The sequence below is a fragment of the Gaiella sp. genome, assembly GCF_057140465.1.
Map to the genome: position 1 here is coordinate 1 of NZ_DBNHWK010000077.1, position 10,386 is coordinate 10,386.

At 73.3% G+C, this 10,386-nt stretch carries 8 protein-coding genes and 2 pseudogenes; all 10 read left to right on the forward strand.

Going from position 1 to position 10,386, the window contains the following annotated elements; all coding sequences use genetic code 11:
• Positions 1-252: pseudogene (locus AC162C_RS11430) on the forward strand (sulfite exporter TauE/SafE family protein); the annotation flags it as partial.
• A 31-nt stretch (positions 253-283) separates the two neighbouring features.
• Entirely contained in the window at positions 284-1,684 is a 1,401-nt protein-coding gene (locus tag AC162C_RS11435; RefSeq protein ID WP_484097662.1) for an alkaline phosphatase family protein, read from the forward strand.
• A 102-nt stretch (positions 1,685-1,786) separates the two neighbouring features.
• Positions 1,787-2,974 carry a sulfatase family protein gene (locus AC162C_RS11440; protein WP_484097663.1) on the forward strand — a complete coding sequence of 396 codons (1,188 nt, stop codon included), beginning with the start codon at positions 1,787-1,789 and terminating at the stop codon, positions 2,972-2,974.
• A gap of 28 nt (positions 2,975-3,002) precedes the next feature.
• Positions 3,003-3,890: a thiamine pyrophosphate-dependent dehydrogenase E1 component subunit alpha gene (locus AC162C_RS11445; protein WP_484097664.1), complete on the forward strand. Its 888-nt coding sequence runs from the start codon at positions 3,003-3,005 to the stop codon at positions 3,888-3,890.
• Positions 3,891-4,017: 127 nt separating this feature from the next.
• Complete coding sequence (locus tag AC162C_RS11450) at positions 4,018-5,043, forward strand: alpha-ketoacid dehydrogenase subunit beta (RefSeq protein ID WP_484097665.1); 1,026 nt, start codon at positions 4,018-4,020, stop codon at positions 5,041-5,043.
• Positions 5,040-6,635 carry a biotin/lipoyl-containing protein gene (locus tag AC162C_RS11455; RefSeq protein ID WP_484097666.1) on the forward strand — a complete coding sequence of 532 codons (1,596 nt, stop codon included), beginning with the start codon at positions 5,040-5,042 and terminating at the stop codon, positions 6,633-6,635. The genes AC162C_RS11450 and AC162C_RS11455 overlap by 4 nt, the downstream gene beginning before the upstream one ends.
• Positions 6,636-6,762: 127 nt before the next feature.
• Complete coding sequence (locus tag AC162C_RS11460) at positions 6,763-8,229, forward strand: ABC transporter permease (RefSeq protein ID WP_484097667.1); 1,467 nt, start codon at positions 6,763-6,765, stop codon at positions 8,227-8,229.
• Positions 8,229-8,930 carry an ABC transporter ATP-binding protein gene (locus AC162C_RS11465; protein ID WP_484097668.1) on the forward strand — a complete coding sequence of 234 codons (702 nt, stop codon included), beginning with the start codon at positions 8,229-8,231 and terminating at the stop codon, positions 8,928-8,930. The genes AC162C_RS11460 and AC162C_RS11465 overlap by 1 nt, the downstream gene beginning before the upstream one ends.
• 100 nt (positions 8,931-9,030) lie before the next feature.
• The gene (locus AC162C_RS11470; protein ID WP_484097669.1) at positions 9,031-10,158 is read left to right on the forward strand and encodes a site-2 protease family protein; all 1,128 of its coding nucleotides are present in this window, start codon (positions 9,031-9,033) and stop codon (positions 10,156-10,158) included.
• A gap of 146 nt (positions 10,159-10,304) precedes the next feature.
• Positions 10,305-10,386: pseudogene (locus AC162C_RS11475) on the forward strand (zinc-ribbon domain-containing protein); the annotation flags it as partial.

Genomic DNA, 10,386 nt, shown 5'->3' on the forward strand with positions numbered 1-10,386 from the left:
GTCACCCCGGCCCTGCTCGGCGCTTCCGTCGGCGGGCTGATCCTCCTCACGAACGCGCGGACGATGTTCGACGCGCTCGACGTGGCCGGCGCCGCTCGCACCTCCGTGTACGGCGCGATCCTCGCCGTGTGGGCGGTCGCGGTCGCGCTCGTGGTGGGACGGCATCGCCGGACGGGAGACGCGCTCTTCAACCGCCGCTCGCCGCGCGTCGCCCCGCCGGAGGCGGCCGCCGTTCCGGCACCTCCGGGGTAGCGTGCTCGGCACGACTACCCTTCCGGGCGTGATGGCGGAGACCAAGGTGATGATGATCGGGCTCGATTGCGCCGAGCCGTCGCTCGTCCTGGAGCGCTGGCGGGACGAGCTGCCCGTGCTCGCGGGTCTGATGGAGCGCGGCGCCTACGGGCGCCTGACCTCGGTGATCCCGCCGATCACGGTGCCCGCGTGGTCGTGCATGATGGCGAGCCGCACGCCGGGCGACCTCGGCGTCTACGGGTTCCGCAACCGCTCCGACCACACGTACGAGGGCGCGTTCATCGCCAACTCGACGGCGATCACCGAGCCCAGGCTGTGGGACCTCGTCACCCGCTCCGGGAGCCCTTCGATCGTGCTCGGCGTGCCCGGCACGTTCCCGGTGCGGCCGCTGAACGGGGTGATGGTGAGCTGCTTCCTCACCCCCGGCACGGAGAGCCAGTACACGTACCCACCGGGGTTGCGCCGCGAGGTCGAGGAGGTCGTCGGCGAGTACCTGTTCGACTGCACCAACTTCCGCACCGACGACAAGGAGGACCTGCTGCGTCAGGTCTACGAGATGACCGACCGTCGGTTCGCGCTCGCCGAGCACCTGCTGGCGACGCGCCCGTGGAGGCTGTTCGCGATGGTCGAGATGGGGCCCGACCGGATGCACCACGGCTTCTGGAAGTACATGGACGCCGAGCACCGCAAGCACGAGCCCGGAGGACCGTACGAGAACGCGATCCTCGACTACCACCGTCATCTCGACGGCCTCATCGGACGGCTGCTCGCGCACGCCGACGACGACACCGTCGTCTTCGTGCTCTCCGACCACGGCGCGAAGCGGCTCGACGGCGGCATCCGCGTCAACGAGTGGCTGCGCCGGGAGGGGCTCCTGACGACGCTGGCCGAGCCCGACGGCGTCTGCTCGCCGCGCGACGTCGGCATCGACTGGTCGAAGACCGTCGCCTGGGGCGAGGGCGGCTACTACGCGCGGGTGTTCATGAACGTCGAGGGGCGCGAGCCGGACGGCGTCGTCCCCGCCGCCGACTACGAGGCCGTGCGGGACGACCTCGCGGCCCGGCTGGCCGCGATCCCGGACGAGCGCGGGAACCCGATCGCGACCGCCGTGTACAAGCCGGAGGAGCTCTACCCCGAGGTGCACGGCGTCGCGCCGGACCTGATCGTCGTCTTCGGCGACCTCCTCTGGCGGTCGGTCGGCACGATCGGCGGCGACGAGGGCGTGCACACGTTCGAGAACGACACCGGGCCGGACGACGCCAATCACGCGCAGGACGGCCTGTACGTCGTCGCCGGCCCGGGGATCGCCCCGGTGGGCCGGGCCGACGCGCACCTGCTCGACGTCGCCCCCACCGCGCTCGAGCTGCTCGGGATCGAGCGGCCGGCGGAGATGCGCGGCGCGAGCATGCTGCCGTCGCTCGTCGCCTCCTGACGCACGCCGACGCCGCGGGCCGCGCCGTGCTTCCGTGTGCCCGCCCGACGCGCCGTCGGGCCGGTCGGCCCTCCCGAGGCCCCGGGTAGACTTCGGCGCCGGATGAACCTCGTCGTCTTCGTCTCGGACGCGCTGCGCACCGACCACGTCGGCTGCTACGGCGCGCGCTACGTCAACACGCGCACCGTGGACGAGCTCGCGGCCGGCGGCGTGCGCTTCGACCAGGCGATCAGCGTCGCGCCGTGGACGTGCCCGTCGATGACGTCGATGGTGACCGGCCTCTACCCGCACCACCACGGCTACCTCCACTGGGACGCGCCGCTGCCGGAGGCGCCGACGCTGTTCGAGGCCGCGGTCGCCGCCGGGTACGACGTCGGCACGTTCGTGTTCGACGAGAACTACCTGTTCAAGGGGCTGCCCCACGCGAACATCGTCGGCACGAGCGAGAAGCTCGACGGCGCGATCGCGTGGCTGCGGGGTCGCGGCGAGCGGCCGTTCCTGCTCTTCGTCCACAGCTGGGCGACGCACATGCCCTACGACATCCTCCACGCGGAGCGCAGGGAGTGGCTCGCCGCGAAGGAGGAGCTGATGGTGGGGATCCAGTCCGGCGCCGCGGGCGCGCTCGAGACGGTGCACGAGTCGTACCGGCGCGCGGTGGAGACGATGTCCGAGTCCGTGCTCGCTTCGCTCCTCGGGGAGCTCGACGAGCTCGGGCTCCGGGAGCGGACGGCCTTCGCCTTCGTCTCCGACCACGGCGAGTCGTGGGGCGAGCGCTTCGCCGACAAGGAGGACGTGAAGGGCATCTACCACATGCACGGCGCGACGCTGTTCGACGAGGTCGTGCAGGTGCCCCTGATCGTCGCGGCGCCCGGGCGCCTCGAGCCGGGCGTCGTGTGGTCGCAGGTGCGCTCGGTCGACCTCATGCCGACGCTGCTCGAGCTCGCCGGGATCCCGGTCCCGGACATCGACGGCGCGTCGCTCCTGCCGCTCGCCGACGGCACGGAGGACGGCGACCGCCTCACGTTCATCTCCGGCACGGACATGGGGGCCCTCTCCCAGCTCGCGGTGCGCATGCCGCCCTGGAAGCTCATCCATCACGTCGACTCGGGACGGGAGGAGGCGTATCGGCTCGACGTCGACCCACGGGAGCGGGAGAGCCGGCCGGCGGACGTCCCCCTCGAGCTGCGCGACCTCCTCTACCTGGAGCTCGAGAGCGCCGACCAGCGCGAGATCTCCCCCGAGGAGGAGGCGAAGGTCGAGGCCCGGCTCGCGGACCTCGGGTACCTGTAGGTCGGCGGCGGCGACGACCGGGAGCGTGATGACCCTGCGGGAACGCCAGTACGAGCAGATGGTGCTGATCCGGCGCTTCGAGGAGACGCTGCTCCGGCTCTTCTCCGAGGGCAAGCTGACCGGGACGACGCACACGTACATCGGCCAGGAGGCCGACGCCGTCGGCGTGATCGCGCATCTCGACCCGGAGCGCGACGTCGTGTTCTCGAACCACCGCTGCCACGGGCACTACATCGCGTTCACCGGCGACCTCCTCGGGCTCCTCAGCGAGGTGATGGGGCGCTCGACCGGGACGTGCGGGGGCAAGGGCGGGAGCCAGCACCTGCACCGCGGCAACTTCTACTCGAACGGCGTCCAGGGGAGCATCGTCCCGGTGTCCACGGGCATCGCCCTCGCGGAGAAGGAGAAGGGCACGGGGGCCGTCACGACCGTCTTCGTGGGCGACGGCACGCTCGGACAGGGCGCGCTCTACGAGTGCCTGAACATGGCCTCGCTGTGGAGCCTCCCCCTCCTCTTCGTCGTCGAGGACAACCACTACGCGCAGACGACGCCGAAGCGCCTCGGCGTCGCCGGGGACATCCCGGCGCGCGCCGCAGCGTTCGGGATCGAGACGGCGGCGCTCGACACCACCGACGTCGAGGAGATCCACGCCGCGGCCGGACGCGCCGTCGAGTACGTGCGGACGACCGGGAAGCCGTTCTTCCTCGTCCTGCACACGTACCGCTTCAGCCCCCACTCGAAGGGTGACGACTTCCGGGATCCGGCGGAGATCGACGATCGACGCGCCCACGACCCGCTGCTCGTGGCCGGCGCACGGCTCGACGACGACGTCCGTGCCCGGATCGAGGAGGCGGTCGAGCAGCTGATCGCGGAGACCGTCGAGGCGGCCGAGGCGGCACCGGTGGCGGGCGCATGAGACGTCCCGTGGCAACCGGTGTCGCGTCGCGGGTCGCCACCGGCCGCGACAGCGGCCGCTTCAGGGGTCGTCGCGATCGAGGATCCGCTCGGCGGATTCGCGATCTGCGGGGAGAGGTGGCGGGCGCATGAGCACGCAGCCGCGCTGCGTCCAGGTGCTGAACGGCGCGCTCGCCGAGATCTTCGAGCGCCGCGACGACGTGATCCTCCTCGGAGAGGACCTCCTCGACCCCTACGGCGGCGCGTTCAAGGTCAGCGAGGGGCTCTCCGACCGCTGGCCCGACCGGGTGCTGACGACGCCGATCTCGGAGGCCTCCCTGTTCGGCGTCGCGGCCGGGATGGCGCTCCGGGGGCAGAGGCCGATCCTCGAGATCATGTTCGGGGACTTCATCGCCCTCGGGTTCGACCAGATCGTGAACGGGATCGCGAAGTTCCGCGAGATGTTCGACGACCAGGTGGCGGTGCCGCTCGTCGTGCGCACGCCGATGGGCGGCCGCCGAGGCTACGGCCCGACACACAGCCAGTCGCTGGAGAAGCTGCTGATGGGCGTGCCCGGGATCTGCGTCGTCGCGACGAGCGAGTGCCACGACCTCCGCGGGCTGCTCGTGAACGCCGTCGACGACGACCGCCCCGTCTTCTTCATCGAGAACAAGCTCATGTACGGTCGGCCCCATCGGCGGCCGGTCGGCGGCTACGTCGAGGAGCTGCGCGTCGTCGAGACCGACACGCGATACCCGGCCCTCACCTTCAGCGGCAGCGAGTTCGAGGGCGGCGCCGCGACGATCGTCACGTACGGGGGCATGCTCCCGATCGTGCTCGAGGCGGCGACCGAGCTGATCCTGGAGCACGAGGTCTTCTGCGAGGTCGTCGCGCTCTCCCAGCTGCTCCCGCTCGACCTCGAGCCGGTGCTCGAGTCGGTCGCCCGCACCGGTGCGTGCATCACCGCCGAGGAGGGCGGGCGCACAGGCGGCGTCGGCGCCGAGATCGCCGCGCGCGTCCAGGAAGCCGCCTGGGGCGACCTCCGGCGGCCCGTGCAGCGCGTCGCCGCGGCCGACGGCGTGATCCCCGCCGCCCGCGAGCTCGAGAACCAGGCGCTTCCCGGCGTCCACGACGTCGTCGAGGCGGTCACCGCCGTCGTCGGGGTGCACCGGTGATCGAGATCATCCTCACCCGGGAGGACGCGAACACCGAGTTCGCGCTCCTCACCGAGTGGCTGGTCGCCGACGGCGCCGAGGTCGGCAGGCACGACGTCGTGTGCGTCGTCGAGACGACGAAGGCCTCGCTCGAGATCGAGGCCCCGGGGGCGGGCACGCTCGTGCACCTGTACGGCGAGGGCGCCGAGGTCGAACTCGGCGAGCGGATCGCCCTGATCGCCGAGAGCGCCGAGGAGCTCGAGCGGGCGCGGACGACGAAGGCGACCGTCGCGGCGCCGGTGGAGGCGGCTGCCCCGACGAGCCGGAAGGCGACGAAGAAGGCGCTCGAGCTCGCGGAGCGCCACGGCATCGAGCTCGACGCGATCGAGAAGCAGGGGTTCATCACCGAGCGCGACGTGGAGGCGCTGCTCGCGGCCGAGGCCGTCGAGGCGGCCGGGGGCGCCCCGTCGCTCCTCGCGGGGATCGCGCTCGAGGGCGTCACGCTGCCGGCGTCGTTCGACACGGACGAGTCGGTCGGCGTCGTCGATCCCGCGTTCCTCGCGTCGCTCGACGCCGACCCCGACGCGTTCCGCGCGCTCTCCGCCGGGGAGAAGATCGCCGCCTATCGCGACGCGGGCGCCGTGATCGGCGACGGCGTCGCGCTCGGCGCCGGCGTGCTCCTCGCCGCGCCCCGGATCGTGCTCGGCGACGGCGTGTCGCTCGGCGACCGGGCGACGGTGCAGTGCGCCGAGGTCGTGACGATGGGCGACCTCACCCAGTTCGGCGCCGACCTCGACCTGCGGTGCCGCCGCGCGTACCTCGGCGCGGGGATCTGGGGCGGCCGCTCGATCCGCTTCGGCGGGGGCGGCCATCGCGATCCGTGGGCGATCCTCACGGTCGGCGACCTCGGCTTCGTCGGGGACGAGGCGTTCGTGAACGTCTGCCGTCCGGTGCTGATCGGGCGCGAGGTGTTCCTCACGATGCGCTCGATCGTCGTCACCCACAACGTCGGCCATTCGGTGCTCGAGGGCTTCGAGAACCGCTTCGCCCCCGTCGTGCTCGAGGACCGGTCGCAGGTCGGGATGGGCACGGTCGTCTACGCGGGGTGCCGCGTGGGCGCGGAGGCGATCGTCGCGTCGAACTCGTACGTCGTCTCCGACATCCCGCCCGGGAAGCTCGCGATCGGCGTTCCCGCGAAGGTCGCGGGCGACGCGCGTCACGTGCCGTCACGGTCGCGGCAGGTGGACCTCGGGCGTCGCATGGTCGAGGACCTCCACGAGCTGCTGGCGCTCCGCGGGCACGCCGTCACCGCCCTCGTGACCGACGACGGGGCCGCGTTCGAGGTGCAGGCCGAGGAGGCGCGGGGGCTCGTCGCGTTCCGAGAGCGCGTCGGCGACCTCGCGTCGGTGGCCGCGGGGGAGGGGGAGACGGTGCTGCTCACGCTCGACGCGGGCGGCGGGACGCCTCCCGACGGGGTCGCCGTCATCGACCTGCTCGGCCGCCGGCTGCACGGCTCGGGCGGCGTGCTGCTGCACACCGTCCGCGAGCTCTGCCGAAAGCGCGGGATCCGGCTCGAGCCCGGTCCCTGGCGCTACCCCGGCGGCCTCGTCTGAGTCGCGGGCGCGCCGGGCGAGGGGCGCCGTCCTTCCCGCGCACCTCCGTGCGCCGCGGTTGGCCGCGCGCTCGACGCGTCGCGGGAGCTCTCAGGAAACCCTCAGGCTGGTCTGCTTTCCTCGCGTCGTGTTCTACGTGACCTACCTCGTCTCCGAGCTGCGGCGGCGGCTCGGGCGCACGGTGCTGACCGCGCTCGGCCTCGGCCTCGGCGTCGCCCTCGTCGTCACGGTGAGCGCGCTGTCGACCGGCCTCGACCGGGCGCAGGCGGAGGTCCTGCAGCCGCTCACCGGGGTCGGCACCGACATGTCGGTGTCGCGGCCGATCGACTTCTCGGGGCGACCCGGCGCCGGTGGCTTCCCGCAGCTCTCCGAGGAGGAGCGCCGACAGCTGCGCGACGAGTTCGGGCCGGGGCGCCTCGGCCTCCGGGACCTCGGGGAGCCCGGGACGCGCTTCTCGCGCGACACCTTCGTCTCGGCGGCGCAGCTCTCGTTCCCGGAGTCGGAGGTGACGGGGATCGCCGGCCTCTCCGGCGTCTCCTCCGCCGCCGGGGGCCTCACGATGAACGCGATCCACGTCGAGGGCATCGTCCCCGAGCGCACGGAGGAGCGGGGGAGGTTCGCCCCCGGCGCCGGCCCGCCCGGCCCGCCCGAGAACATCGACGTCAGCTCGATCTCCGTCGCCGGCGTCGACGTGCGGCACCCGGAGCTCGGCGCGCTCACGGAGGGGCAGGTCGTCGACGGCGGCTACTTCACGGGCACCGGAACGAGCGAGGCGGTGGTCGACGAGAGCTATGCGAGCGGCGCGGGCCTCGCCGCCGGTGACGAGCTCACCCTCGGCGGGAAGGCGTTCACGGTCGTCGGCATCGCGCAGACGCCGCTCGGCGGGCAGTCGTCGGACGTCTACGTGCCGCTCGACCGGCTGCAGGCGCTCGCCGGCCGGGAGGGCCGGGTGAACACGGCCTACGTCCGCGCGGAGAGCGCCGGCGACGTGGCGTCGGTGGCGGCCGCGATCGAGGAGACCGTCGACGGGGCCTCGGTGACGACGGCGCAGGATCTCGCCGACCGCGTGAGCGGGTCGGTCGTCGACGCGCAGAGCCTCGTCTCGAAGCTCGGGACGACCCTGATGATCGTCGGCCTGCTCGCGGCGTTCCTGATCGCGAGCCTGCTCACGCTCTCCTCGGTGACGAAGCGCACGCGGGAGCTGGGCACGCTGAAGGCGGTGGGCTGGTCGCAGGGGCTCGTCGTCCGCCAGGTGGCCGGGGAGTCGGTCGTCCAGGGGCTGCTCGGCGCGGCGTTCGGCGTCGTGATCGGCGTCGCCGCGGCCGCCCTCGTCGGCGCCCTGTCGCCGACGCTGACCGCGAGCTTCGCCGCCGACGCGCCCCAGGGGCCGGGGCCCCTCGGCCGCGGGTTCTTCGGGCAGGGCGCGATCGTCGACGCTCCGTCGACGTCGGTCGCGCTCACGGCCCCCGTCGGCGTCGGCCTCGTGGGCCTCGCCGTCGTGCTCGCGCTGCTCGGCGGGGTCGTGTCCGGTGCCGTCGGGGCCTTCCGTGCGGCCCGTCTCCGACCCGCGGACGCGCTCCGCCACATCGACTGATGAGCGACGTGACGGACACCGGCGACGAACGCACGACCTACCAGCTGCGCGACGTGGCCAGGCGCTACGGGGACGGCGCCAGCTCGGTCGACGCCGTGCGCGATGTCGATCTCGCGATCGGCTCGGGCGAGTTCGTGGCCGTCGTCGGGCCGAGCGGGTCGGGCAAGACGACGCTGCTGCAGCTGCTCGGCGGGCTCGACCGGCCGACCTCCGGGGAGGTGCTGTTCGAGGGCCGCGACCTGGCGCGGCTGCCCGACGGCGAGCTCGCACGGCTTCGGCGGGACGCGCTCGGGTTCGTCTTCCAGCAGTTCAACCTCATCCCCACGCTGACGGCGGCCCAGAACGTCGAGGTCGCCCTCGCGCCCCGGGGCCTGCCGTCGGAGGAGCGGCGCCAGCAGGTCGGCTCGCTCCTCGACTCGGTCGGGCTCGCCGATCGTGCAGGCCACCTTCCGGGCGCGCTCTCCGGGGGCGAGCAGCAGCGCGTGGCGATCGCGCGGGCGCTCGCGAACGACCCGCACGTCGTCCTCGCCGACGAGCCCACGGGGAACCTCGACAGCGAGACCGGGGACGAGATCATCGGGCTGCTCGGCGAGGTCGCGGCCGACCGGCGGCGCACGGTCGTCGTCGTCACGCACGACACGGCGATCGCGTCGCGTGCGACGCGGACGATCCACATGCGGGACGGGCGGCTCGTCGCCTGAGCGTGCGACGCCGCTCGCGGCGTCGGTACTTCTCCCGGGAGGCATGGGCGAAAGGCCCGATGCGGAGGGCGCCCGTCGGCGCCATCCTCGGGGTGGAGCGATGGACCAGGGACTGACGATCGCGCGGATCGCCGGGATCCGGATCAGCATCCACTGGAGCTGGCTGGTCGTCTTCGCCCTGATCACGTGGACGCTGGCGGACGCGGTCTTCCCGAGCCAGAACCCGGGGCTCTCCGGCGCCGTCTACGTCGTGATGGCGCTCGTCGCCGCGGCCACGTTCTTCGCGGCTCTCCTGCTGCACGAGCTCGGTCATGCCGTCCAGGCGCGGCGCGAGCGCATGGAGATCGACGGCATCACGCTCTGGCTCTTCGGCGGCGTCGCGTCGTTCCGTGGCGCCTTCCCGTCGGCGATGGCAGAGCTCCGGGTCGCCCTCGCCGGGCCGGCGGTGACCGCCGTGCTCGTCGCCGTCTTCACGCTGCTGGCGGTGCTCGGGCTCCCCGAGCCCGTGGACGGGGTCGTCGCCTGGCTGGCGGTGATCAACCTCGTGCTGCTCGCCTTCAACATGCTTCCGGCCGTGCCGCTCGACGGCGGCCGCGTCCTGCACGCGGTGCTCTGGCAGGCACGGGGCGACCGCGTCCGGGCGACGACGTCCGCCGCCGCGGTCGGGCGCGGCTTCGGGTTCCTCATGATCGGGACGGGGATCGCGCTCGCGCTCGCGGGGAGCGCCGTCAGCGGCATCTGGCTCGCGTTCCTCGGGTGGTTCCTCCTCCAGGCCGCGACCGCCGAGAGCCGGCAGCTCGTGCTGCGCGGGGCGCTCTCCGGCCTCCGGGTCACCGACATCATGGTGCACCGACCGGTGACGGCGGCCGCCGACCAGACGCTGTCCGCCTTCATGGACGACGTCGCCCACGTGCACCGCTACACGACGTACCCGGTGATGGACGACGGGCACCCGGTCGGACTGATCCCCTTCGCCCGCGTCGCCGCGACACCGCGCCGCGACTGGGACGAGGAGCGGATCGCCGAGCGGATGATCCCGCTCGCGGAGGCACCGACGCTCCGGCCGGAGACGCCGCTCCTCGAGGCGCTCGAGGAGCTGGAGCGCACCCGCCTCGACCGCGCGCTGGTGCTCGACGACGGCGAGCTCGCCGGGCTGCTCTCGGTGACGGACGTCGGCCGCGTCGTGTCGGAGGCGGCGGCGACCGGCCGCAACGGCCGGGCGCGATAGGGGCTGCGCGGACGCTGGTCTCCGCCCTCGATTCGTCGCGCGGCGCGCAGTAGGGTCTGATCTGCCGATGACGTGCGCGAGCTGCGGGACGGAGAACAGGCCCGGGGAGGAAGTTCTGCTCGAGCTGCGGGGCGCCGCTCGCCCGCGCGTGCCCCGCCTGCGGCGCGGCGAACGAGCCCGGTGACGCGTTCTGCGGCGAGTGCGGCTCGGCGCTCGGGGCCGCAGCGC

Coding starts and splice junctions, on each gene's coding strand:
- AC162C_RS11435 (WP_484097662.1), top strand. CDS start 284: ATGGCGGAGACCAAGGTGATGATGATCGGGCTCGATTGCGCCGAGCCG.
- AC162C_RS11440 (WP_484097663.1), top strand. CDS start 1,787: ATGAACCTCGTCGTCTTCGTCTCGGACGCGCTGCGCACCGACCACGTC.
- AC162C_RS11445 (WP_484097664.1), top strand. CDS start 3,003: ATGACCCTGCGGGAACGCCAGTACGAGCAGATGGTGCTGATCCGGCGC.
- AC162C_RS11450 (WP_484097665.1), top strand. CDS start 4,018: ATGAGCACGCAGCCGCGCTGCGTCCAGGTGCTGAACGGCGCGCTCGCC.
- AC162C_RS11465 (WP_484097668.1), top strand. CDS start 8,229: ATGAGCGACGTGACGGACACCGGCGACGAACGCACGACCTACCAGCTG.
- AC162C_RS11470 (WP_484097669.1), top strand. CDS start 9,031: ATGGACCAGGGACTGACGATCGCGCGGATCGCCGGGATCCGGATCAGC.